Annotated in this window: 28 protein-coding genes, 1 tRNA gene and 1 pseudogene; 18 read left to right on the forward strand and 12 right to left on the reverse strand. The window is 62.9% G+C overall.

All coding sequences use genetic code 11. The features are described 5' to 3' along the window. Positions 1-141: 141 nt before the first annotated feature. The 3 genes and pseudogenes from P0648_RS02700 (at position 142) to P0648_RS02705 (ending at position 1,057) form a co-directional block, all read left to right on the forward strand. On the forward strand, positions 142-750 hold the full coding sequence (locus P0648_RS02700) for an MBL fold metallo-hydrolase (RefSeq protein WP_277505125.1): 609 nt from the start codon (positions 142-144) through the stop codon (positions 748-750). Positions 751-791: 41 nt separating this feature from the next. Continuing rightward, positions 792-869, forward strand: a pseudogene (locus tag P0648_RS20535) (hypothetical protein); the annotation flags it as partial. Positions 870-901: 32 nt separating this feature from the next. Further along, on the forward strand, positions 902-1,057 hold the full coding sequence (locus P0648_RS02705) for a GNAT family N-acetyltransferase (protein ID WP_277505126.1): 156 nt from the start codon (positions 902-904) through the stop codon (positions 1,055-1,057). On the opposite strand, the gene P0648_RS02710 is transcribed toward P0648_RS02705, so the two are convergent. The 5 genes from P0648_RS02710 to P0648_RS02730 all read right to left on the reverse strand — a co-directional run bounded on the left by P0648_RS02710 (position 1,054) and on the right by P0648_RS02730 (position 3,610). Further along, positions 1,054-1,203 (reverse strand): 50S ribosomal protein L40e, encoded by a 150-nt coding sequence (locus P0648_RS02710; protein WP_276245778.1) that lies wholly within the window; start codon positions 1,201-1,203, stop codon positions 1,054-1,056. The two genes, P0648_RS02705 and P0648_RS02710, sit on opposite strands and share 4 nt — an antisense overlap. 53 nt (positions 1,204-1,256) lie before the next feature. Continuing rightward, entirely contained in the window at positions 1,257-1,469 is a 213-nt protein-coding gene (locus P0648_RS02715; protein ID WP_276245777.1) for a hypothetical protein, read from the reverse strand. A gap of 41 nt (positions 1,470-1,510) precedes the next feature. After that, positions 1,511-2,008: a DUF367 family protein gene (locus P0648_RS02720; protein ID WP_276245776.1), complete on the reverse strand. Its 498-nt coding sequence runs from the start codon at positions 2,006-2,008 to the stop codon at positions 1,511-1,513. 39 nt (positions 2,009-2,047) lie between these two features. Then, positions 2,048-2,665, reverse strand: coding sequence for a DUF502 domain-containing protein (locus P0648_RS02725; protein WP_277505128.1), 618 nt, complete (start codon positions 2,663-2,665; stop codon positions 2,048-2,050). A gap of 108 nt (positions 2,666-2,773) precedes the next feature. After that, positions 2,774-3,610 (reverse strand): proline dehydrogenase family protein, encoded by an 837-nt coding sequence (locus P0648_RS02730; protein WP_277505130.1) that lies wholly within the window; start codon positions 3,608-3,610, stop codon positions 2,774-2,776. A gap of 102 nt (positions 3,611-3,712) precedes the next feature. Here P0648_RS02730 and P0648_RS02735 point away from each other — a divergent pair, with 102 nt between their 5' ends. From P0648_RS02735 to P0648_RS02755, 5 genes are all read left to right on the forward strand, one after another. Further along, the gene (locus P0648_RS02735; protein WP_276245773.1) at positions 3,713-4,258 is read left to right on the forward strand and encodes a CDP-2,3-bis-(O-geranylgeranyl)-sn-glycerol synthase; all 546 of its coding nucleotides are present in this window, start codon (positions 3,713-3,715) and stop codon (positions 4,256-4,258) included. Between the two features lie 245 nt (positions 4,259-4,503). After that, complete coding sequence (locus P0648_RS02740; RefSeq protein ID WP_276245772.1) at positions 4,504-5,220, forward strand: phosphoribosyltransferase family protein; 717 nt, start codon at positions 4,504-4,506, stop codon at positions 5,218-5,220. 83 nt (positions 5,221-5,303) lie between these two features. Continuing rightward, positions 5,304-6,743, forward strand: coding sequence for an NCS2 family permease (locus P0648_RS02745; RefSeq protein ID WP_277505131.1), 1,440 nt, complete (start codon positions 5,304-5,306; stop codon positions 6,741-6,743). A 71-nt stretch (positions 6,744-6,814) separates the two neighbouring features. Continuing rightward, complete coding sequence (locus P0648_RS02750; protein WP_276245770.1) at positions 6,815-7,060, forward strand: glutathione S-transferase N-terminal domain-containing protein; 246 nt, start codon at positions 6,815-6,817, stop codon at positions 7,058-7,060. A 136-nt stretch (positions 7,061-7,196) separates the two neighbouring features. After that, a complete protein-coding gene (locus P0648_RS02755) occupies positions 7,197-7,586 on the forward strand; it encodes an SHOCT domain-containing protein (RefSeq protein ID WP_276245769.1) in 390 nt (129 codons plus the stop codon). Position 7,587: 1 nt separating this feature from the next. On the opposite strand, the gene P0648_RS02760 is transcribed toward P0648_RS02755, so the two are convergent. Continuing rightward, positions 7,588-8,550, reverse strand: coding sequence for a transcriptional regulator (locus P0648_RS02760; RefSeq protein ID WP_276274618.1), 963 nt, complete (start codon positions 8,548-8,550; stop codon positions 7,588-7,590). A 148-nt stretch (positions 8,551-8,698) separates the two neighbouring features. Between P0648_RS02760 and P0648_RS02765 the strand changes: the two genes are divergently transcribed. Next, entirely contained in the window at positions 8,699-9,961 is a 1,263-nt protein-coding gene (locus tag P0648_RS02765) for a tRNA(Ile)(2)-agmatinylcytidine synthase (RefSeq protein WP_276245767.1), read from the forward strand. 166 nt (positions 9,962-10,127) lie between these two features. Further along, the gene (locus P0648_RS02770; protein ID WP_276245766.1) at positions 10,128-10,361 is read left to right on the forward strand and encodes a hypothetical protein; all 234 of its coding nucleotides are present in this window, start codon (positions 10,128-10,130) and stop codon (positions 10,359-10,361) included. 328 nt (positions 10,362-10,689) lie between these two features. On the opposite strand, the gene P0648_RS02775 is transcribed toward P0648_RS02770, so the two are convergent. Further along, positions 10,690-11,772 (reverse strand): threonine synthase, encoded by a 1,083-nt coding sequence (locus P0648_RS02775; protein ID WP_277505133.1) that lies wholly within the window; start codon positions 11,770-11,772, stop codon positions 10,690-10,692. After that, positions 11,772-12,728 (reverse strand): succinylglutamate desuccinylase/aspartoacylase family protein, encoded by a 957-nt coding sequence (locus P0648_RS02780; RefSeq protein WP_276245764.1) that lies wholly within the window; start codon positions 12,726-12,728, stop codon positions 11,772-11,774. The genes P0648_RS02775 and P0648_RS02780 overlap by 1 nt, the downstream gene beginning before the upstream one ends. 88 nt (positions 12,729-12,816) lie before the next feature. Between P0648_RS02780 and P0648_RS02785 the strand changes: the two genes are divergently transcribed. Then, positions 12,817-13,074 (forward strand): hypothetical protein, encoded by a 258-nt coding sequence (locus P0648_RS02785; protein ID WP_276245763.1) that lies wholly within the window; start codon positions 12,817-12,819, stop codon positions 13,072-13,074. Here P0648_RS02785 and P0648_RS02790 read toward each other — a convergent pair. Further along, positions 13,050-14,279 (reverse strand): potassium channel family protein, encoded by a 1,230-nt coding sequence (locus P0648_RS02790; RefSeq protein WP_276245762.1) that lies wholly within the window; start codon positions 14,277-14,279, stop codon positions 13,050-13,052. The two genes, P0648_RS02785 and P0648_RS02790, sit on opposite strands and share 25 nt — an antisense overlap. 103 nt (positions 14,280-14,382) lie before the next feature. Here P0648_RS02790 and citZ point away from each other — a divergent pair, with 103 nt between their 5' ends. The 3 genes from citZ (at position 14,383) to ilvA (ending at position 17,460) form a co-directional block, all read left to right on the forward strand. Further along, a complete protein-coding gene (gene citZ / locus P0648_RS02795; protein ID WP_276245761.1) occupies positions 14,383-15,525 on the forward strand; it encodes a citrate synthase in 1,143 nt (380 codons plus the stop codon). A 63-nt stretch (positions 15,526-15,588) separates the two neighbouring features. Further along, complete coding sequence (locus P0648_RS02800) at positions 15,589-15,981, forward strand: gamma-glutamylcyclotransferase family protein (RefSeq protein WP_277505134.1); 393 nt, start codon at positions 15,589-15,591, stop codon at positions 15,979-15,981. A 267-nt stretch (positions 15,982-16,248) separates the two neighbouring features. After that, the gene (gene ilvA / locus P0648_RS02805; RefSeq protein ID WP_276245759.1) at positions 16,249-17,460 is read left to right on the forward strand and encodes a threonine ammonia-lyase; all 1,212 of its coding nucleotides are present in this window, start codon (positions 16,249-16,251) and stop codon (positions 17,458-17,460) included. On the opposite strand, the gene P0648_RS02810 is transcribed toward ilvA, so the two are convergent. Together P0648_RS02810 and P0648_RS02815 are read right to left on the reverse strand one after the other, a co-directional pair. Beyond that, entirely contained in the window at positions 17,436-18,395 is a 960-nt protein-coding gene (locus P0648_RS02810) for a patatin-like phospholipase family protein (protein ID WP_277505136.1), read from the reverse strand. The genes ilvA and P0648_RS02810 overlap by 25 nt on opposite strands. Then, on the reverse strand, positions 18,388-19,248 hold the full coding sequence (locus tag P0648_RS02815) for an SDR family NAD(P)-dependent oxidoreductase (RefSeq protein WP_276245757.1): 861 nt from the start codon (positions 19,246-19,248) through the stop codon (positions 18,388-18,390). The genes P0648_RS02810 and P0648_RS02815 overlap by 8 nt, the downstream gene beginning before the upstream one ends. A gap of 97 nt (positions 19,249-19,345) precedes the next feature. On the opposite strand from P0648_RS02815, the gene P0648_RS02820 reads away from it, so the two are divergent. The 4 genes from P0648_RS02820 to P0648_RS02835 all read left to right on the forward strand — a co-directional run bounded on the left by P0648_RS02820 (position 19,346) and on the right by P0648_RS02835 (position 20,588). Further along, positions 19,346-19,729, forward strand: coding sequence for a Rid family detoxifying hydrolase (locus P0648_RS02820; RefSeq protein WP_276245756.1), 384 nt, complete (start codon positions 19,346-19,348; stop codon positions 19,727-19,729). Between the two features lie 52 nt (positions 19,730-19,781). After that, positions 19,782-19,973, forward strand: a complete 192-nt coding sequence (locus tag P0648_RS02825; RefSeq protein ID WP_276245755.1) for a hypothetical protein — start codon at positions 19,782-19,784, stop codon at positions 19,971-19,973. Between the two features lie 44 nt (positions 19,974-20,017). Next, positions 20,018-20,099, forward strand: a tRNA-Ser gene (locus tag P0648_RS02830). Between the two features lie 135 nt (positions 20,100-20,234). Then, positions 20,235-20,588 (forward strand): DUF5518 domain-containing protein, encoded by a 354-nt coding sequence (locus P0648_RS02835; protein ID WP_276245754.1) that lies wholly within the window; start codon positions 20,235-20,237, stop codon positions 20,586-20,588. Here P0648_RS02835 and P0648_RS02840 read toward each other — a convergent pair. Beyond that, positions 20,585-21,175 (reverse strand): hypothetical protein, encoded by a 591-nt coding sequence (locus P0648_RS02840; protein ID WP_276245753.1) that lies wholly within the window; start codon positions 21,173-21,175, stop codon positions 20,585-20,587. The genes P0648_RS02835 and P0648_RS02840 overlap by 4 nt on opposite strands. Positions 21,176-21,259: the final 84 nt, after the last annotated feature.

Here is a 21,259-nt window from a genome sequence, read left to right on the forward strand (position 1 = left end):
GGAAAAAAGCCACGCCACCTATCACGTGCGTGATGCCCGACACCTTCAGTTCGCTGTCCGCGTCACTATCGCCAGACGGGCCTGTCGTCTCTCACTTGCCGTCCCCGGTAGCCTCAAGAACCCCCGGGCCAAGTGGACGGTATGGAAGTTATCAATATCACCGAAGATGCGGAGGTGTTCACCTGCAACGCCTACCTCGTTCTCGGTGAGCGGACGGTGCTCGTCGACGCAGGTGCGATGGACGGCGTCGTAGCGGCCATCCGCGAGCACACCGATTCGCTGGACGCGGTCGTGCTCACCCACCAGCACGGCGACCACGTCTCGGAACTGGCGACAGTTCTCGATGCGTTCGACTGTCCGTGCTTCGCCTACGGCGACCACGACCTTCGGACGGACCACTTAGACGACGGCGACACCGTCGAAATCGGCGACGAGGAGTTCGAGGCCATCTACTCGCCCGGCCACGCCGCAGACCACATCGCCCTCACCAGTGACGCTACCATCTTCTCCGGGGACGTCGTGGTCCACAACGACGCGGCCTTCGACTACGGCAGCTTCGGGCGCACGGACATGCCAGGACAGTCTCGCGAACGCCTCATCGAGAGCATCAAGGAGATTTTAGCCCGGCTCCCCGAGGGCGTCGAACACATGTACTCGGGCCACGGCGACGAGTTCCACGGCGACGTCCGCGACGTCATCGAGACGGCACTCGGCCGCGCAGAGCAGCGAAAATCGAAGTACCCCGAGTAATCGAGCAACCGTTTTTTCTCACTTTCAATCGCCTTTCAGCTATGGCTGGCTCACTGAATCTCGCCCCCGAGTTCTGGGGGCAGGGCCACGGCACCGAGGCGAGTCGCCTCGTGACTGACTACGGCTTTCGCGAACGCGGCTTACACCATGTGTGTGCAGAAACGATGCCCCGAACGAAGCCTCGGCGCCCATCTGGCAGCGCCTCGGCTATCGACACGAGGAGACGTTCGAAGAAGCGGCGATTCTGGACGGTGAGCGCGTCGCGGTAGCCCACTACGCCATTCTCGCCCGCGAGTGGCTCGATTAGGCTGCGCGGCGCTCTTTGCTCTTCGGGCGGAGTTTCGCGTAGCCGCACTTGCGGCACTTTTCTGCGCGCTTCGGGTTCCGTGCGTTGCACCGCATGCAGATCATCTTCTCGAGAATCCGCTTTTCCGCGGCTTCAAAGCTGGCCATACTGGCGGGGTACCGTCTGTGGCGGTTAAAATGTTCCGAGTTGGGCCGGCAGGTCACCCGAGCAGGAAGCCGACCAACCCGACGAGACACAGGCTAACGCCCACGATTCGAGTGAGGGCGACGCGCCAATCTGCGGGTTCGACTTCGTCCCACGGAGTCGTGCTGCCGACGGCGTCGAGACGCTCTTGGAGTCGCGAGATTCGGTATGGCCAGATGGCGGCCGGAAGGCCGAATGCGATGAGGACGAGGCCGACTGGATTGACCATACATAACAAATCAACGACACGTAGAATAAGCCTTCTGGAGGTCAGTTCCCCCGGTCCAGATACTCCTGTTGGACCTCGACGACTTCCGCAGAATCGGCACACACGGCGTACCGACGCAGGGGTTCTTCGTTCATCTCCAAGAAGGTGTGGCCCCAGCGGAATTTCGAGAGAATTTCTTCTGCGTGGTCGTACTCCCCGAGAATCGCGAGTCCGGCGGCGAAGGCTTCCACCGTGTTCAACTGGAAGGGCTTCCCGTAGTTTACGGGGTTCGCGGCGACGAGGAAGGGGAGCGCCCGGTGTTCGCCGCGCATTTTGAACATCGCCTCGCCCGCGGTTTCCCACGAGCAGTCGAGCGCGACGAGGTTCGATTGCCCCGCGTCGGCGGGCGAGAGCGCCTGCTCAGCGTGCGGATTCAGAATCACGCCGTAGGGGGTCGCCCGCGCAGAGCGGTGTAACTCACAGAGGTCGAATCGTGCGAGTTTACGGGCGGTACATTTCTTCGGGTCGTCGTCGCCCTCGTAGCGGACGTGCAGCTTCACTGGCGAGAGGTAGGGCGGAGGAAAGTAAAGGCGCTGCGTTCAGTCGTCGTCGCCGGGCGTAGGCGTCTCGCCGTCTTCGTGGACGTCGATTTTCACGCCTGCCTTATCGCGATTCTCCCCGAATCCGGCCGACAGAACGCGGATGAGTGCGTCCTCTACCTTCTCGTCGATTTCTTCGAAGCGGTCCGATTCGGCTTCGATGACGAATCCGGTGGTGATGTTCGGTGAGGTCGGTAAGAAGAGCACTTCGCGGCCGTCGGGAGCCATCTTTCCGGTCTTGAACGCGGTCATGCGGAGGCCGTCCCACGTCTCGACCTTGACGGGCTTCTGGAGGTCCTCGGTGCCGGTGAGGGCCGTCTCGATGGCCATCTTCGAGGCGTTGTAGACGATGCGAAGGCCCGGCAGGCGGTTCATTACACTGTCGATGGTCTCTTCGACGAAACTCCCAAATGCCGTGCGCATCAGGTAGCCAACCGACAGGACGAACAGCGAAAAGACGATGAGCGTCAGGATGACGCCGAGCCAGATCGGTTCGATGTTGGCGAACCCCGAAATCGACGCGATCAGGACGTACAGTCGGAAGACGACGTACGCGACGACGAGGATAGGGATGAGGACGACCAGGCCGCTGGCCATATCACGTTTCCAGGAGGCCATTTGACGGTACCAACACGCCCAACGATTATCAGCCCTTTCCTTCGCGCCGATTACATTATCGGACAGTAGTCACTCAGCAAACGTGAACGATTCGGCAGATAGCGCGGCTCAGCGCCCGACGATGGCCCGAAGCGCGAACAGGACGTTCTCTTTACGTTCCATGACGCGACGATAGAAGTATTGCGCCCAGCGGTCGCCGTAGGGCACGTACTGCCACATCTCGTACTCTTCTGCGAGTTCGTACTGCGCCGATTCCCGCACGCCCATCAGCATCTGAATCTCGAAGTCCGTCCCGTACTCCTCGTGGAGTTCCTTCGCGTAGGCAATCATCGCCGGGTCGTGGCTCCCGACGGCGATGCCGCCCTCGAACTCCTCGAACATGAACTTCAGGTAGTCCTTGTACGCCTGATTCACGTCCGCTTTATCCTTGAAGGCGATTGCTTTCGGTTCGTCGTACGCCCCCTTCACGAGTCGAATCTTGCCCGGCACGTCGACGAGTCGTTCTAAGTCTGCTTTGGTGCGCTTCAGATTTGCTTGAATCGCGAGCCCTACGCCGCCCTCGTGTTTGCGGGCGAGTTCCTCGAACACGTCGAGGGTGTCGTCGGTCGTCGTGTGGTCTTCCATGTCAATCCAGACGAAAACCCCTTTGGCTGCGGCGTGGTCGACGATGCGCGTGACGTTCTCCCCGAACACGTCAGCGCCGAAGTCGAGGCCTACCTGTGACGGTTTCACCGAGATGCAGGCGTCGAGATTCGCCGCGGCGATTTCGTCGACGAGGTCGATGTATACGTCGGCGTCGGCGTCGGCCTCGGCGCGCTCGTCGTAGTGTTCGCCGAGCAGATTGAGGATGGCCTTGACGCCCCGTTCGTTGAGTTTTCGGGTGTGGTCTAAGACGGTCGCCTCCGTCTCACCGGCCACGAATTTGCTCGCGATGGGCGGAATCATTGCAGGCACTTTTTTCGCTCCCCTATTCAGAATGTTGTTTTGACTACGTCCCAGACGAGAACCACCCGAGATTAAGTCACCGCCGCGATTCAGGGAGAGTATATGGGTATCTTTGCGGTGATTGCGATTGCCTTCTGGGCGATGCTGCCGGCCTACATCCCCAACAACGCGGCGGTCCTCTTCGGCGGCGGCCCGCCGATCGACGGCGGTCGAACGTGGCGGGGCAGACGGATTCTCGGCGACGGGAAGACCTGGCGCGGAACCGCCGCCGGAACGCTCATCGGCGTCCTCGTCGGCGTCGCGCTAAACGCCATCCGCCCCTCGCTCAACCAGCTGCTCGACTTCACCCTCCCGGCGTTCCCGCTCGTCGCCGCCTTCAGCCTCGCCTTCGGTGCGATGCTCGGCGATATCCTCGCTTCGTTCATCAAGCGCCGGTCGGGACGCGAACGCGGGGCCGCTTTCCCCCTGCTTGACCAACTCGACTTCGTCGTCGTGGCGCTCCTGCTCACCTTCCTCGTCGCAACCGGCTGGTTCAGACAGACGTTCACCCTCCCCGTCATTGTGACCGTGCTCATCCTCACGCCGGTTCTCCACATCCTCACGAACGTGATCGCCTACGTTCTTGGACTGAAGAACGAACCCTGGTAACGCACCTTTTTACAACTCGGGTTCGCCTTCGGCAAACCGCTCGTTGCAAAAACGCGCCCGAAAAAACCGAACGCTCGCTTCGCTCACGTTCGGGTGTTACACTGGACAGCTTCCACACCGCAACCGCACCGCTCTTCGTTCTTCTCCCGTAACACGACGCCGCCGTGCTAATGCACGTCAATGGTTACTTCCAAGACGACAATCCATCGATGTATTCATAACTGTGCAAACGTGAGGTACAGGGCATGAATCGAGCGGAGAAAGCCGCCATCCAGTTGCAGGCAGTCGCCGTCTTGCGAATGCTGAAGCAGAGCCGGACCTACGACGAGCTCGCCGACCTCACCGGCCTCCCCGCCGGTGACCTGAATCGCTACGTCAACGGCCACGTCCTCCCCGGCGTCGAACGCGCCCGCGAAGTCGTCGGCGGCGTCGGCCGCGAGGAACTCGCCCGCGAACTACACTCTCGCATCCGGGTGGACGACGAAGGCTACGTGGACAACTCCGGCGTCGTCTTCGACCAGTCCTTCTTGGACCTCGTCGCCCCAATCGCCGCAGATGCCTTCGAATTCGAAACGCCCGACGTGGTGCTCACGGCCGCCACCGACGGCATTACGCTCGCCGCCGCGATGGCGAGTTACTTCGGCGCACGGCTCGCCTACGCGAAGAAGTCGAAGGAGACCGCCGTCGAGGACTTCATCGAGGCCCGCCAGCGCCTCCAGTCTGGCATCGAACTCACCTACTACCTCCCGAGTTCGGCCATCGACGCGAACGACTCCGTGCTCGTCGTCGACGACCTGATTCGTTCGGGCGAGACGCAGGAACTCCTCCTCGACATCGCCGCGAGTGCCGACGCCGACGTGGGTGGCGTGTTCGCGCTCATCGCCGTGGGCGAGGAGGGCATTGGCCGAGCGCGCGAACTCACCCCAGCCCCGGTCGGCGCGCTCACCCAGCTCGAACCGTGAGGTATTCACGTCTGTGCTGATTTTCGTGGCGAAGATTGGATAAGACTTAAGTCTACTTCAGGCGCTGTGCTTAAACGTGCATTATGGCGATAACTGACACAATTGCCGATTACTTCGGCTTCGAGGAATACAACACGGACCTCCGGACGGAGGTTCTCGCCGGGCTCACGACGTTCCTCACGATGTCCTACATCGTCGTCGTCAACCCAGCGATTCTCAACCTCGCAATCGACGTCCCCGGGCGCACCGACGCACAAACTTTCCAGATGATTGCGGTCGTCACGCTCATCTCCGCCGCCATCGCCACGCTCGTGATGGCCTTTTACGCGAATCGGCCGTTCGCGCAGGCTCCGGGCCTCGGCCTGAACGCGTTCTTCGCGTTCACCGTCGTCCTCGGCCTCGGCGTCCCGTGGCAAACGGCGCTCGCCGCCGTCGTCGTCGAGGGGATTTTGTTCATCGCGCTCACCGCCATCGGGGCACGTGAGTTCATCATCGGGCTGTTCCCCGAACCCGTCAAATTCGCCGTCGGAACCGGTATCGGGCTGTTCCTCGCCATCATCGGCCTCGAAGCCATGCGCGTCGTCACCGGCGACGCCGCCACCTTCGTCGCCTTCAACCCAGTTTTCGCCTCCGACCCGGTCGCCATCATCTCGGCGGTCGGCCTCTTCGTCACCTTCGCGCTCTACGCCCGCGGCGTTCGCGGATCTATCATTCTCGGCATCATCCTCACCACCATCGCTGGCTACGCGGCCCACGCGATGGGCTACCGGGCGTTCCCGGCAGACCAGGCCCCACAGGGCACGACGCTCGCCGACAGTTCGCTCGTCGGGTCGACCCAGATTGCCTACTCCGCCGCAGGCTACGACATCACGCCACTCGTCGGCGCATTCATCCAGGGCTTCCAGAACGTCGACGCCCTCGCCTTCTCGCTCATCGTCTTCACGTTCTTCTTCGTGGACTTCTTCGACACTGCAGGCACGCTGACGGGTGTCGCGCAGGTGGCGGGCTTCCTCGACGAAGATGGTGACCTGCCAGACATCGACAAACCGCTCATGGCCGACGCAGTCGGCACCACCGCGGGCGGCATCCTCGGCACCTCGACGGTCACGACGTACATCGAATCCGCGACTGGCGTCGAGGAGGGCGGTCGCACGGGTATGACTGCACTCGTGGTTGGCCTCCTGTTCCTCGCCTCGCTCGCGCTCGTCCCACTCGCCGCGGCCGTCCCGCTCTACGCCTCGCACCTCGCGCTGGTGGTCGTCGCGGTGCTCATGCTCCGTAACATCGCGGACGTGCAATGGGACAAAATCTCCCACGCCGTTCCGGCGGGTCTGACCATCCTCGTGATGCCATTCACGTTCTCCATCGCCTACGGCATCGCCGCGGGCATCATCTCCTACCCGCTCGTGAAGACTGCCGTCGGTGAGGCACGCGACGTCCACGCCGGCCAGTGGATTCTCGCCGTGCTGTTCGTCTTCTACTTCTTCGTCCGTACGAGCGGCTTGCTCGCCGGCCAACTCTGAACTGGCCGCTGGTGTGCGCGGGCCGCACACCGCCAGTTGGCTTTTTATGCTTCCACCCATACGTGTGTCTGATGAGTTCCATTCAACTCTACGAACTCCCCGGGTGCCCGTTCTGTGCGAAGGTCACGAGCAAACTCGACGAACTGGACCTCGAGTACGAATCCATCGAGGTACCGGCCGCGCGTAGCGAGCGCACCGAAGTGAAGGATGTGAGCGGTCAGACCGGCGTTCCCGTCCTCGTCGACGAAGAGCACGACGTCTCCGGCATGCCGGAGAGTTCGGACATCGTCCAGTACTTAGAAGAGACCTACGCGTAATCCCGCGTTCCCGGACCGTTCGTCGCGGTGGCGTTCGCCAACGCCACCCACACCCCCTCGTTTCGACTGGAGAACTGGCCGCGAGATAGCAGATTCACCGCCCTGATTTTTACTCCCCTCGCGCCAACTGCACTGTATGAGTTCGACACTCCGGGAGCGACTCGTGGGGAACGCGACCGGAATCGCGAGTTTGCTGGTCACCGGCATCTGGCTCGCCGCGCTGTTGTCGGGGCTGGACTGGTGGCTCCCGTTCATGCTGTTTGGGTACATCGTCATCGTCCCTATCGTCGGCATCCTGTTCGGCGACGACGAGGAGGAACCGGAACTCGAGGAAGACGCCACTTCACCGATGCAGGACGCAGACGACGAGAGCCAGCGCGACGCGCTCGATACCCTCAGAGACCGCTACGCACGCGGCGAACTCACCGACGAGCAGTTCGAGCGCAAGCTAGAGCGACTGCTCGACACTGAAACGCTCGAAAACGTCGAAGAGCGAGCGCAGGCCCGAGAAAAACAACCTGAGTGACTCAGGCCTCAGAGCCAGAGCGCTTCGTGCGCTCGTAGATGAGGTCACGTAGGTCGTCGGGGTCGTCGATGCGGGCGATTTCATCGCGCTCGATGATGGCCGTGTGCTCGACCGATTCGCGTTTCGCGCGGTCGACGACGTACACAGACCGGGTGCGGGTGACTTCGCCGAGCGAACTCATGATGCGAGCGCGCTTTTCTGCGGTTTTGGTGAACGCGGAGTGGCCAGTGAGCACGCGGTCTTCGCGGTTGTCGGTCTCGCTTACGGTCTTGAACGGGGCGCGAGCGGTCGGGTGGACCTGGTAGCCGACCCGCGTGAGGATGGTCACGAGTTGCTCGTCGTCCGGGTCGACCGCCGCGGTGTCGGGTTCGCGCTCCTGTTCGTCGAGTTCCTCCGCGAGCATCTCGACGGGACTCGTGAGTGGTCGGTTGAACAGTTCTTCTAAGTGGGCCGCGACCTCGACGCTCGCGTTCATGCCGTCTTCGTACTTCGAGACGGTGCGCCGCGAGACGCCGAGTTCGGTGGCCAGTTGTCCCAGGCTCCAGCCCTGTTCCTCGCGGGCGTCTGCGAGCACTTCGGCGTCGATGTTTACGTACAGGCCGCCCGGTGCAGCGTAGATGAGCGGCGGAACCCCTTCGACGAAGAGGTCCATCGCGGTGTCCGGGCTGACGACGGGGACGCCGTGTCGGAAGTAGACGACCCCGGGTTTCAGGTCCTCGTCGCGGGTTCTGAGGCCCAATACGAGGGGTGTCGCGTCCAAAAACTGCCCGAGGCGACGCATCTCGATGCCCGTGTGTGCGTCGAGGGCGTCGATGTTGCCGAGAATCTTGACCAGGATGAGGTCATCGTGCCGGCGGGCCGCCACGTCGAAGCTTTTCGGACGGATGGCACACCGGTCGCTCACCGTAAAGCCCGCGTCGGCGAGCATTGCGGTCACGTTCTCGACCAGTGCTGACCGTGACATGGACAATAATAAGCTATTCCTGCCATATATGCGTTGTGCCACTCGAAAACCCACTCCTTCGGGCGATTTGCCCGGTCTGTGGGGATAGATTGATATATTCTGTCCCCGGTCCGAAACCGGGAAATTCGCGCACCGACAACGCCTCGATGTGACGCTCGTTGGCCTCGACGACACGGATTCACGCGACCGCGGGATGTGTACGACCTACGCCGCTGCCCGGGTCGCACGCCGCATCCGCGAGGCTGGCAACGACGTTGACCGACTCCTCCTCGTGCGGCTGAATCCTGCTGTCAAGCACAAAACCCGGGGTAACGCCGCTCTCTGCATCCACACTGACTGCGACCCGGAGGCGGCCCTCGAACTCGCCCGCGACGAGGTCGAATCCTCGGCCGAAACCGCAGACCCGCGCACGAATCCCGGCGTGGTCGTCTGTCCCGATGATGCCGTCTCTGCGGATGTTATCGACTTTGCTCGGGCCGCAGTCCGCGACTTTCACGAAATCGACGACGCCCGCGCGCTCATCGAGCAGGCCGGCTTCCTTCATGCTGAGTGGAAGCAGGGACGGGGCCTCATCGGGGCGCTCGCCGCCGTCGGCGCGTGGGACACCTTCTCAGAGTGGACCTACGAGCACATCTCTTATAGACCCCGCGGGCGGTGGGGAACGGAGCGTGACATCGACTACGATTCCGTGTTTGCCGCGGCGGAAGCCGGTTATCCAGCGGTCTGGGACACGGTGGACGAAGTGGAGGGGCAGGCCGTTTGCGTGCCCCACACGCCCGGTCCCATCCTCTACGGCATCCGTGGCGACGACCCCGACGCCGTCCGGGAAGTCGCCGCCGCCATCGAGAGTGAACCGGTCGCCGAGACGGCCCTGTTCGTGACCAACCAGGGCACCGACGCTCACCTCCGAGAGGGTACCATTTCCACTGCAAAAAACGGCCGCTCGTACCGCCTTTCGGGGGTCGTTACCACCCCACCGGAAACGCGGGAGGGCGGCCACGTCTTCTTCGAGATTCAAGCCGGGATTAATCGCCTGCAGTGTGCGGCATTCGAGCCGACGAAGCGGTTTCGCGACCACGTCCGAAACTTGCGGGTCGGCGACGACCTCGTGGTGTGTGGCGAATGCAGCGACGGCACGCTGAAACTCGAGAAATTCGCAGTTCGCGCCGTGCAGACCACCGCGCTCGAAACGCCCACGTGTCCCGGGTGCGACCGGCGAATGAAGTCTGCGGGCGCGAACCAGGGCTATCGCTGTCGCGACTGTGGGACGACCGCGCCGGGCAAGGTCGAGGTTTCCGTCGCGCGCGACATCGAACCCGGTTGGTACGAAGTGCCCCCGTGTGCCCGGAGACATATCGCAAAACCGTTAATTCGTGGCGGGTTCGACTGTGAAACTCACACAGAGCGCTAGCGTCTTGCGTTTTTAGCCTATCCTTACAGTCGCTTCCGAATCGTTTCAGACCGTTTCAGTCCTTCGAACGGAATTAACGGTTAGATTAGTCAGTGTATAGGAAAGGTGGTATGTGTTCTTGGATGGAGTAAGCGCCGACGACCCGGCGTGAACGGAGACCCCAACCATGAGCGGAAACGAATACGACCTCAGCGAGTCCGAATGGACGAACGGCGCGGCAACTTCCGAGTTCACCTCGCGCGACCGCTGGCCGGAATTCGACCTCGACTACACCCTCGAGACGAACGGCCCGACAGAGGAGTGCACCGTGTACCCGCGTGAGGCGACCGAAGACGAGCTGATGACCCAGTGGATCACCGCCGCTGCAGGCTCGTTCGTCGACCTGAAAGACGCGCGCTGAGGAACGACTCAGACCCTCCTCCAACCCTCATGGTTGGAGCTCCCCGGTGGCTTCCACCGGGTGAATCGCCCCGGCCGTGTCCCCCGCGCGGCTGTGAACCACCACCACTGCGCACCCCCACTGCGCTGCACCACCCGACCGCGTCCCCCTCGCGGTCCCTGGAGGCGTCATCCAGCGCCTCCGACTGCCATACCCACTGCTGGCGCGGCCGCCGCGGGTCGACGGCTCCCCTTCCGGCGACCCCTGGCCTGTGGCGTTCGCCCGACGCCCGAACGCCGCGCCAGCAGGTACACACCCTCATTCTACCGAGCGACGGCCATTCCGGCCGTCATCTCATCTTCAGCCCGCTCCCCGTGAGCGGGACGACCACGTCGTCGCTGTCGGCAAGTTCCCCTCGTTCCCGATACACCGAAAGCGCAGAAGGGGCGGCCGCGCACGTCGGTTCGACGTAGAAGCCGGCACGGTGGAGGTTCTCCAGTTCTCGCGCCGTCTCCGCTTCCCCGACGGCAATCGCATCGCCACCTGTCTCCCGAATGGCCTCCAGAATTTGGTCCTTGCGTGCGGGTTCGCGAATCTGGATGCCGTCAGCCACGTCGTTTTGCTCGCCCGAATCGCCGTGCAATTCGTCTGCAATCGGGGCGAAACCAGCAGCCTGCGCACCCAGCAATCGCGGCATTTCGTCGGTCCAGCCAGCGTCGAGGAGGGCTTTGAAGCCGCGGTACGCGCCCAAAAACAGCGTCCCGTGGCCGAGTGGCAGGACGACGGCGTCCGGCACGTCCCAGTCGCGTTGGGCGGCGATTTCGAAGGCGACAGTCTGCGTCCCGGCGAAGAAGGTGGGGTTCCACGCGTGGCTGGCGTACCAGCCCTCGCCGCGCTCGACGGCCTCGATGCAGGCGTCGGTGACGGCTTCGCGGCTTCCCTCGACGGGAATCACGGTTGCCCCCGCCCGCTCGATGGCTCGGCGCTTTGCGGGTTTCACCGAGGCGGGGACGTAGATTTCGGCGTCGATGCCGGCGCGGGCGGCGTACGTCGCGATGGCGGCCCCCGCGTTCCCGGACGAATCTTCGATGACGGTTTCGACGCCGAGTGCTTTGGCCTGTGAGAGCGTCGTCGTCGCGCCCCTGTCTTTGAAACTCCCCGTCGGGAAGACGTACTCCAGTTTGAACTGGGCGTTCCAGTCGGGCGCGTCGACGAGGGGTGTCCAGCCTTCACCGAGGGTCACGAGCGAGTCCATCGGCAGAAAGTCCGTGAAGGTCCAGAGGCCGGGTCGCGTGTCGAGCGCGACGGGGTCGGGTGCAGGGCCGTCGGGAAGCGGTCGCTCGGCGAATTCGAGGGCGTGGCCGCACGTACAGCGCCACGGCTCGTCGGGGCCGGATTCGTAGGTTCGGTCGCAGGCGGGACAGGCGAGCATCAGATTTCGTCGATGTCGACGCCCACGGAGCAGACGTACTCGCCGGTTGCGACCTGTGGCAGGCGGCGGGTTCGCCAGAAGATGCCGTCGGTGTCCGATTCGACGATTTCCTTTACCGTCCCGAACACGTCGGTCACCCGGAACAGCGTGTCGCCGGGGGCGACCCACTCGCCGAGTTCCTTCTCGAAGGTGACGACGCCGCCGGCGGGCGCGCCGAACTGGCGGAAGCCGCGGGCGCGGGTCTGGGGTTCGACGTCCACGTCGCCGTCTAAGAAGCCGTAGTAGCGCAGCACGTTGTAGATGCCACGGACGCCGATGCCGATGCTCTGTTCGTCCCAGCCAACCGCACCGCCGAGTTCGGGGTCGATGGTCGGGATGCCCTTGTCCGGGGCGGCGCGGGCGAGTTGGCCGTTCGGGCCTTTCTGGTCCAGAACGTGGCCACAGCCGAACACGCGGGCGAGTTCGAGACACTCGTCGTGGAGGTGGTGGCGGCGACCACAGCGGACGCGCGTCTCGTTTATCATCCGACTGGTCGAGCCCTGGTGGAGGTCTAAGACGTAGTCAGCCTGACTGGCCACCTCGAACGTTGCGGCGGCGATGCGTTCAGAGGAGGTGCCGCGTTTGTCGCCGGGGTATGCCCGGTTCATCTTCGTGTCGTCGATTGGGTTGCGGTGCTGTGCCACCTGAAAGCCGTGGTAGTTGACGATGCCGACGAGGAGAATCGTTCCAGTGAGTTCAGCAGGGTCGAGCTGTGGGACGAACGTCTTCAGCACGCCGACACCGTTGAGTTCGTCGCCGTCGCTCGCCGCCTGGATATAGAGTGTCTTCCCCTCGGAGGCCCCGTTTATCACGGCGACAGGGAGGCGAAGCGGACTGCCGTCGCGGAGTTCGCCGACGGCTAACCGACCGACGTCCATCTCGCCTGGTTCGGCCACTGCCGTGCCGAGGGTCGTCATTACCCCTAGACGGCGGCCCCACGCTCTTTAGCCGTTCGGTATGCGGAAAATCAACGTGGTTTTTGCACTCGCGTCCCAACTTCCGGCTGTGACAGACGAACGGTCCCGCTCCCCGCGAGCGAATATGGTCGATGCGCTGAATGTGCCACAAAACGCCCGTCGTGGCTTCGCATTCGGCGTGCTCGCTACGGTCGCCATCTTCGTCTTCTTCGTCATCCTGCCGGGGACGTTCCGCTCGCCGTTTTTCTACATCGCGCTCGGGTTCGTCCTCGCGACGTCGCTCGGCGCGTTCGCGACGGTCATCCTCGTGCTGCGGTCGGCCTACAGATTGTCGAGGGAGTCCTGACCGGCCAGTTGTGCGAGGCGCTCCGCTCCCGTTCGCGTTCCTTTTGCGATGAGCACGTCCCCACCGTGGAGTGCCGTGAGCGGCCCCGGCGAGACGACCCACTCGTCGGGGACGCCGCGGGCGTCGTGGGTTTTGTTGCGGCGGTGGACCGCGATGACGCGCATTCCCGTCTCCGTCTTGACCATCTTGTCGCGGAGGGTGACGCCGTCTAAGTCGCTCCCCTCGGCGACGTTCAGGCGGACGATGACCTCGTCGCTTTCGAGCACCGCCTGTTCGACGACGGGGTGCGTGCCGAGGCCGCGCAGGACGCCCTCGCTGATTTCGAGGGCGGCGTCGCTGATGACTTCCGTCGACCGCGCGAGATGGACGAGACCACGCAACTGCACGGGGTCGTCCACCCTGCTGGCCGCCTGCAACACCCACGCCTCGAAGCGCGACTGGAGGGCGTCGACTTCGGCTTCGAGTTCGACGACTTCCTCTGCGACTTCGGCGCTGTCGAACAGCACGGAACCGTAGGCCAAATCGACGGCGAGTTCGGCCATGTTCTTCATCAGGACGATGGAATCGACGGCGCGTTCTAAGTCCTCGATGCCTGGTTCCGGCGGCGTCGGCGGGACGTAGGCGCGGCCGCTCGCCTGCTCGAACACCTGCGCGACCCCTTCCTCGGGACCGCGCAAGAGGATGACGTCGCCTGCGGCGAGTTTCGTCTCGTGGTCGGGGTTGAGCAGCCAGGTTCCGCTCCGGCGCAGGGCGATGATGCGGACGCCCGTCTCCGTCTCGATGTTCTCGCGACCGAGCGAAATCCCGTCGAGGAGCGAGTCGTCGGTGATGGTGACGCGCACGAGGGTTTCGACGGCTTCCGGAATCGCCGCGCGCATCGCGTCAGGGAGACCGATATCCTCTAAGACGACCTTCGCGATGTCGCCTGCGGCGTCGCTTATCTTCTCTGCCGCGCCGACGACGCCGAGGACAGGGGCGAGTGCCTCTGCGTCCTCGGGGCTGCGTGCGGCCATGAGCAGGCTCATGCGCGCTTGCATCTGGAGGACGTCCATACGCTCTTCTAAGACGAGGACCTCCTCTGCGACCTCGTCACTGCCGAGGAGCACCGCCGAGTAGGAGAGGTCGATGAGCAGTTCAGCGATGTCTTTCATCTCCGCTAAAACCTGCTTCACGCTGACCGGCTCGTAGCCGACCTCGTCGGACATACTCGCCAGTTCTCCGCCACCGGCAAAAAACGTTGCCCGGAGCCGTCGGCAGAATGCGGGCGAACAATAATGTTTTTCCCGGCAGGTAAGCTAGTGACACGGTATGTCTGACGAGCTCAAGAAAGGGCTAGAAGGCGTGCTTGTCGCTGAGTCGTCACTTTCGTTTATCGACGGCGACGCCGGCAAACTCGTCTATCGTGGCTATACAATCGAGGACCTCGCTCGAAATACAAGCTACGAAGAAGTACTCTACCTCCTCTGGCACGGCGATTTGCCGACCGAGGACGAACTCGCCGAATTCGCCGACGCGATGGCGACCGAGCGCGAAATCGCGGACGGCCTCATGGCCGAGATTCGCGAACTCGCAGAACAGGACGAACAGCCGATGGCGGCCCTTCGAACGCTCGTCTCCGCCCTCTCCGCGTACGACCCAGACGCCGAGGACGACGTCGACCCGACCGACTACGACGCCAACCTCCGCAAGGCCCGTCGCATCACGGCGAAGATTCCGACCATCCTCGCGGCGTACAACCGCATCCGCAACGGTAACGACCCCGTCGAACCACGCCAGGACCTCTCGCACGCGGCGAACTTCCTCTACATGCTGAACGACGAGGAACCGGACGAGGTCAAAGAAGACGTGTTCGACCAGGCGCTCGTGCTCCACGCAGACCACGGCCTGAACGCCTCTACGTTCTCCGCGATGGTCACGGCCTCCACGCTTACCGACCTCCACAGCGCCATCACGAGCGCAATCGGCACGCTCGCAGGCGGCCTCCACGGCGGAGCCAACGCGAACGTGATGAAGATGCTCAAAGAGGTAGACGAGAGCGGCAAGGAGCCGACTCAGTGGGTCAAAGACGCCCTCGAAAACGGCCGTCGCGTCCCCGGATTCGGCCACCGCGTCTACAACGTGAAAGATCCACGTGCGAAGATTCTCGGCGAGCAGTCTGAATCCCTCGGCGAGGCCGCAGGGGACATGAAGTGGTACGACTACTCCGTCGCCATCGAGGAGTACGTGAGCGACGAGAAGGGCCTCGCGCCCAACGTGGACTTCTACTCCGCGACGACCTACTACCAGATGGGCATCCCAATCGATATCTACACCCCCATCTTCGCGATGTCCCGCGCCGGTGGCTGGATTGCCCACGTCTTAGAACAGTACGAGGACAACCGCCTCATCCGCCCGCGCTCTCGCTACGTCGGCGAGAAGGACCTGACGGTCACGCCGCTCGACGAGCGATAATCGCCTGACGCCCTCGATTTTCGAGCCACAACTGGCAAACCATCCGCCGCCATAGCCCCGGCCATGGATGTGTTCGTGTACGGAACGCTGACCGAGCGAAAGACCGTCGAAGACGTCGTATCGAGCTACGAGTTCGTCGGCGACGCGGTGCTCGAAGGGCTCAAAGTGGTCTCGGGCAACTACCTGACGCTCGGTCCGGCACCGGGCAGCGAGGTGGAGGGCAAGCTACTGCGAACCGCCGACATCCGCTCACTCGACGCCTACGAGGGCGTCGAGAGCGGCCTGTACGTCCGCGTAGACGTCCCCGGGCCTGACCGGGACATCGCGCTGTACGTCGGCGACCCGGAGCGACTCGCCGTCTCCGAACCCGTCGAGTGGCCCGGGAGCGGGTCGTTCGAGGCGCGTGTCACCCGCTATCTCCAGGAAAAACCGATTCAGGTTCGACCTCGCGAATAGTGTCGGCTGACAAACAATTCCCTGCAGATACGCCAGCATGACGTCCGGCCGACGAGCGTCTGACGCCCGCTCGAACCCGCTGCAGTCGTCCGGTTTCACTTTCACTCTACCTCCCAATCATTTATATGGTCTCCCTGCTGTCATCCAGACGCAGTCATACGCTTTGGGACAGCCCCCCATCCCCTGGGATGCTCGTCCCGATCCCCCTACTTCATCGCCCTGAGTTACACGTAAACGATTAATGCGGCGCAACAGCAACTCGGAGGTATGCTCGAACTTTCTGACGTACTCGAGGCCCGAGAGCGGGTCGAGGCGGTCGCTCGCCACACACCGCTCGACTACTCTCACACCTTCTCGGACATAACCGGTGCGCAGGTCCACCTCAAACTCGAAACCTTCCAGCGGACCGGGTCGTTCAAGATTCGCGGCGCATCGAACCGCATCGCGACGCTCTCGCCTGCGGAGAAGGAAGCGGGCGTCGTCACCGCGAGCGCGGGCAACCACGCACAGGGCGTCGCACTCGCCGCCACGCGAAACGGGGTCGATTCGAAAATCGTGATGCCCGAGTACGCTCCCATCTCAAAGGTCAAGGCCACCCGCGCCTACGGCGCAGAAGTCGTCCTGCACGGCGCAGACTACGACGAAGCGGCAGAGAAAGCCCACGAAATCGAGCGCGAGGAAGGGCGCTGTTACGTCCACGCCTTCGACGACGAGACGGTGATGGCCGGGCAGGGAACCATCGGCCTCGAAATTTACGACGACCTCCCGGAGGTCGAAACCGTCGTGGTCGGTATCGGCGGCGGCGGCCTCATTGCGGGCATCGCCACGGCACTCAAGGCGAAGAACCCGGACATCCGCGTCATCGGCGTGCAGGCGGAGGGCGCATCGAGCGTCGCCCAGTCGCTCGAAAAGGGGTCCGTCCAGGAGCTAGACAGCGTCGACACCATCGCCGACGGTATCGCCACTCGGAGCGTCGGCCAGCAGACGTTCGAGGTCATCCAGGAGCGCGTAGACGAGGTGGTCACGGTCTCCGACTCGGAAATCGCCGTCGCGCTCATCTCGCTGCTCGAACGCGGCAAGACGCTCGTCGAGGGGGCCGGGGCGGTTCCACTCGCCGCGTTGCTCTCTGAGAAGTTCGACTACGAGGAGGGCGAGGTCATCGTCCCGGCGCTGTGTGGCGGAAACATCGACCTGAACGTCCTCACGACCGTCATCATGCGCGGCCTCGTCGAGACCGGTCGCTATCTGAAGATTCGAACGGTGCTCAAAGACCGACCGGGCGCGCTCGAACGCCTCATCGAGGTCATCGCCGCGGAGAAGGCGAACATCTACGCCATCCAGCACGACCGGACCTCGCGTGACCTCGCGATGAACGCAGCGGAGGTCGAAATCGACTTGGAGACGCGGGGCCACGACCACGTCGCCGAGGTACTCGCGGCCTTAGAGCAGAACGACTACGAAGTGGACGTCCTCATCTGATCGATAAAGCTGCGCCCGCGTCGCTCGCCCAGTTCGAGCAACTCCGCGAGGAAGTCGGACGAACGGTCGAGTTTCGACGCGGCGTGGAGGTCTCTGTTGAACATGATTTTCCGCGTGCGGACGACGTTGTAGTGTTCTCTCGGCAGGTGACCCGCCTCTATCCACTCGTTTACCGTGTGGATGAAGCGCAGTTCCTGATTCATCGAGATGTTCCCCGCGAGTTCGTTGCGCCGGTCGTGAATTTCGAGGAGCGATTTTGGCTCCGTTTCTCGGGTCTGCGGGTTTATCTGGACGACCCAGATTTCGTCCGGTTTCGTGCCGTTGGTCAACAGGTCGTGAATCGGTGGATTTTGACTGAACAGGCCGTCCCAGTGGCTGTGACCATGAATCTCGACGGCCGGGAACAGCGTCGGCAGGGCGGTTGAGGCGAGCATGGCTTCGACCGTAATCTCCTCGTCGGCGAACGTCTCGAACTCGCCCGCGTTCACGTTCACCGTCCCGACGACGAGTTCGGGGCTGTCCGCTTCGAGCAGGTCGGGGATGCGCTCGAAGTCGATGAACTGCTCTAGCGTGGCGCGCAACTGATTGTGGCCCCAGTCGGAGAACGGATGCTGGTAGGGGCTGACCTCGGGAATCGGGAGGCCGCTGTTGCCCGCTCGCGTCCACGCGACCATCGAACTGTTGACCCAGCGGTCGACGCCGGGATTGGCGGCGATGTCCCCCCAGAGGGCGTCGATGAGGCGACAGGCTTTCTTGGGCCCCTCCGTGAGCAGTCCGTACCACGCGGCGAGCGCCGACACGGCCCCACCCGAGGTTCCCGAGAAGCCCACGATGTCCACGTCTGGGTCCTCGTCCAGTATTCCCTTGAGGACGCCCCCGGTGAACGCCGTATGACTCCCTCCGCCCTGACAGGCGATGGCGACGCGCTTACTCATACGTGAGCGTCATGCCGCCGTCCCAGCGCAGGTCCCCACCGTCCAGATGCTGGCCGTACTGCGAGAAGCCGAACGTGAACAGGTTCGCTACGTCCACCGGCTCCATCATCTCCTTTACCCGACTGTGGCCGAGCATCACGTCTTCGACGACTTCGCGCTCGCTGATACCGCGCTCGCGGGCCGTGTCCGGCACCTGATTCGTCACGAGCGGCGTCTTGACGTAGGCGGTACTCACGCTGAAACTGCGAATCCGCCCCTCGCCCTCGGCGGCGATGGCCTGCGTCAGCCCGCGCAGGGCGAACTTCGTCATGATGTAGGAGGGCTTGTCCTTCGTCGCCAGGTGACCGTGGACCGAGGCCATGTTGGCGATTGCGCCGACGCCGTCGTCTGCCTCGCGGATGTGGGGGAAGGCGAGTTTCGTGAGCAGGAAGGGCGCACGAACCATCACGTTCTGCATCAGGTCGTACGTCTCCATCGGGAAGTTCTCGATGCTGGCGATGTGCTGGAGACCCGCGATGTTCGCGACGTAGCGCAACTGTCCCAGCTCGGCGGCCGTCTCCACGAGTGCCTCCACCTCGGCGTCGTCGGTGAGGTTCACGTCCACCGTCTCGACAGGGCCGGGTGCATCGACCTCGTCTGCGACCGCCACCGTCTCTGCGAGACCGTCCTCGTCCATGTCGGTGGCGACGACGGTGAGGCCGTTTTTCGCGAGTGCCACCGCAGTCGCGCGGCCGATGCCGGATGCGGCCCCGGTGACGATGGCGACAGAGTCGTCGGAAAAACGCGGGTCTGAGAGGGTGAGAATCCGGTCTGCGGTCAGTTCGGGCGGTGTAATCTCGTAGTCGTCTGTCATCTGTCCTCGGTGGATGGTTGACAGACAGCCCCCTTCAACGTTCGCCGGGTGGACCCATCTCATGCAGTTTTATCACACTCGGCGTGCCTCTCGGGGTATGAAGCGAATCATCCACACCGACGAGGCTCCCGAGGCCGTCGGCGCGTACAGCCAGGCAACGACGAACGGCTCGCTCGTGTTTACCGCCGGGCAGATTCCACTCACGCCGGAGGGCGAACTCTTAGACGACGAACCTATCGACGTGCAGGCAGAGCAGTGTCTCGACAACCTCACCGCCGTCCTCGCGGAAGCCGGCGCGGAGATGAGCGACGTGCTCAAAGTCTCAGTGTTTCTGAACGACATCGACGACTTCACGGCGATGAACGACACGTACGCGACGTACTTCGACGACGAACCGCCGGCCCGCAGCGCAGTCGAAGTCGCCAACCTGCCAAAGGGCGTCGACGTCGAAATCGAAGCCATCGCCTCCGTCGAGGAGTGAGCGTGTCGTCGGTTCGTCGCTCGACTCGCAAACGCAGCCTACGACCACGTCCATGAACCCACGGACGAAGGCCAGTCTGCTCTGGGGCGTCATCGGCGCGCTGTCGTTTCTGGTCCTCCTACAGGCCTACGAACTGGTCGCCGGGCAACCCGTGGACCTGCTCGTGAAGTTCGCCGTGGCCCTCGTCGTCGGCGTCGGTGCAACGGTAGTGACCTACCTCGCCGAACCGACACTCGCCGACTGAAAAAGAAGGACTTAAACGCGTCACGGGGATAGTCTCGGACGCGAGCCAGGATGGCCGAACGGTAAGGCGCACGCCTGGAAAGCGTGTTCCCTTTCGGGATTCTGGGTTCAAATCCCAGTCCTGGCGTTTTCTCCAACGCAACACTTCTGAGCAGCGCGTCTCGTCGCGCTGCGGACCCGTTGCGTTGGGAAACGCTTTCTGATGGGATTTGAAAACACATCATCCAATAGACTATTCTCCCCGCGGGGTCAATCTGGTGGCATGGCAGAGCAGAATATCTGGGTTAACGCACTCATCGGGGCGGTAATCGGTGTCGTTCTCTCGTGGATTCCGCTGTCGCCGGTCCTCGGCGGCGGCGTAGCAGGCTACCTGCAGAAAGACGAAGGACTCAAAGTGGGTGCACTCGCTGGCGCAATCGCCGCGATTCCGTTCATTCTCATCGTGTTCTTCATCTTCGGATTCCTCTCCATCGGCGCGTTCAGCGTCGGCGAGACGGGCGGTGGCCTGCTGTTTGGCTTCCTCTTCTGGATTATCGTCCTGTTCGGTGTTGCGTACTCGATTGTTCTGAGCGCGATTGGCGGCTGGATTGGCGTCTACATCGCGAATGAAGCCTAAGCCTGCGCAATCTCGACGTTGCGAACGGCTTCAGCGGCCATCTCGTCGGTGATGTGGGTTCTGTAGCTCGGGAGCGTGAAGATGCCCGTCGTCACGTCGTAGGTGGTGAACAGCCCGAAGCTGACGTACGGGTCAGCGTCGGTCAGGTCGATGGGGGCGAAGTTGTCTGCACGGAGCGTGGCGAGTTGTGCCGCGTTGCCCGTCGCGGAGTAGTACAGTTGCCAATCGACTTTCGAGTTCGAACGGATGGGAGAGTACTCGAGGGCTACCTCGTCACAGAAAACGGCGAGAACGGGGGCATCGAATCGACCGTCGAGCGAATCGACCGGGACGGTGGTCACGCCTTCTGCGGCGAATGCTTCCGTGAGCGCGACTCGGAGCATCGCCGCATCACGAACGTCACCCTCGACGTAGAGATAGAGCCGGTCGTCGAGCAAGTTGTCAACACCGATAGTGTTACTCGTAATCAAGACACTTTCCGTCTCGGTATCGCTCTCGACGGCGTTGAACGCAGCGACGTTCGCCGCGTTGAACAGCAATAGAAGCGTTAACCCGAGGCGAAGAGGGGATCGAATGGGGGTTTTCATCGAACACTAATAAGGCTGAGAGGAATATATAGTTATCTGGTTTATTTCATGTTATTTTAATTCTTTCCACAGGAGAGAAAATAT

The organism is Haladaptatus sp. DYSN1 (assembly GCF_029489995.1).
GTDB lineage: Archaea > Halobacteriota > Halobacteria > Halobacteriales > Halococcaceae > QDMS2.

What these genes read in the sequence shown, in the direction of transcription:
- P0648_RS02775 (WP_277505133.1), bottom strand. Translation starts at nt 11,772, where the DNA reads ATGCTCGCCTGTCCCGCCTGCGACCGAACCTACGAATCCGGCCCCGAC.
- citZ (WP_276245761.1), top strand. Translation starts at nt 14,383, where the DNA reads ATGTCTGACGAGCTCAAGAAAGGGCTAGAAGGCGTGCTTGTCGCTGAG.
- P0648_RS02755 (WP_276245769.1), top strand. Translation starts at nt 7,197, where the DNA reads ATGAGTTCGACACTCCGGGAGCGACTCGTGGGGAACGCGACCGGAATC.
- P0648_RS02820 (WP_276245756.1), top strand. Translation starts at nt 19,346, where the DNA reads ATGAAGCGAATCATCCACACCGACGAGGCTCCCGAGGCCGTCGGCGCG.
- P0648_RS02790 (WP_276245762.1), bottom strand. Translation starts at nt 14,279, where the DNA reads ATGTCCGACGAGGTCGGCTACGAGCCGGTCAGCGTGAAGCAGGTTTTA.
- P0648_RS02710 (WP_276245778.1), bottom strand. Translation starts at nt 1,203, where the DNA reads ATGGCCAGCTTTGAAGCCGCGGAAAAGCGGATTCTCGAGAAGATGATC.
- P0648_RS02715 (WP_276245777.1), bottom strand. Translation starts at nt 1,469, where the DNA reads ATGGTCAATCCAGTCGGCCTCGTCCTCATCGCATTCGGCCTTCCGGCC.
- P0648_RS02825 (WP_276245755.1), top strand. Translation starts at nt 19,782, where the DNA reads ATGAACCCACGGACGAAGGCCAGTCTGCTCTGGGGCGTCATCGGCGCG.
- P0648_RS02780 (WP_276245764.1), bottom strand. Translation starts at nt 12,728, where the DNA reads ATGACGACCCTCGGCACGGCAGTGGCCGAACCAGGCGAGATGGACGTC.
- P0648_RS02725 (WP_277505128.1), bottom strand. Translation starts at nt 2,665, where the DNA reads ATGGCCTCCTGGAAACGTGATATGGCCAGCGGCCTGGTCGTCCTCATC.
- P0648_RS02800 (WP_277505134.1), top strand. Translation starts at nt 15,589, where the DNA reads ATGGATGTGTTCGTGTACGGAACGCTGACCGAGCGAAAGACCGTCGAA.
- P0648_RS02750 (WP_276245770.1), top strand. Translation starts at nt 6,815, where the DNA reads ATGAGTTCCATTCAACTCTACGAACTCCCCGGGTGCCCGTTCTGTGCG.
- P0648_RS02730 (WP_277505130.1), bottom strand. Translation starts at nt 3,610, where the DNA reads ATGATTCCGCCCATCGCGAGCAAATTCGTGGCCGGTGAGACGGAGGCG.
- P0648_RS02740 (WP_276245772.1), top strand. Translation starts at nt 4,504, where the DNA reads ATGAATCGAGCGGAGAAAGCCGCCATCCAGTTGCAGGCAGTCGCCGTC.
- P0648_RS02700 (WP_277505125.1), top strand. Translation starts at nt 142, where the DNA reads ATGGAAGTTATCAATATCACCGAAGATGCGGAGGTGTTCACCTGCAAC.
- P0648_RS02810 (WP_277505136.1), bottom strand. Translation starts at nt 18,395, where the DNA reads ATGAGTAAGCGCGTCGCCATCGCCTGTCAGGGCGGAGGGAGTCATACG.
- ilvA (WP_276245759.1), top strand. Translation starts at nt 16,249, where the DNA reads ATGCTCGAACTTTCTGACGTACTCGAGGCCCGAGAGCGGGTCGAGGCG.
- P0648_RS02760 (WP_276274618.1), bottom strand. Translation starts at nt 8,550, where the DNA reads ATGTCACGGTCAGCACTGGTCGAGAACGTGACCGCAATGCTCGCCGAC.
- P0648_RS02840 (WP_276245753.1), bottom strand. Translation starts at nt 21,175, where the DNA reads ATGAAAACCCCCATTCGATCCCCTCTTCGCCTCGGGTTAACGCTTCTA.
- P0648_RS02735 (WP_276245773.1), top strand. Translation starts at nt 3,713, where the DNA reads ATGGGTATCTTTGCGGTGATTGCGATTGCCTTCTGGGCGATGCTGCCG.
- P0648_RS02770 (WP_276245766.1), top strand. Translation starts at nt 10,128, where the DNA reads ATGAGCGGAAACGAATACGACCTCAGCGAGTCCGAATGGACGAACGGC.
- P0648_RS02745 (WP_277505131.1), top strand. Translation starts at nt 5,304, where the DNA reads ATGGCGATAACTGACACAATTGCCGATTACTTCGGCTTCGAGGAATAC.
- P0648_RS02835 (WP_276245754.1), top strand. Translation starts at nt 20,235, where the DNA reads ATGGCAGAGCAGAATATCTGGGTTAACGCACTCATCGGGGCGGTAATC.
- P0648_RS02815 (WP_276245757.1), bottom strand. Translation starts at nt 19,248, where the DNA reads ATGACAGACGACTACGAGATTACACCGCCCGAACTGACCGCAGACCGG.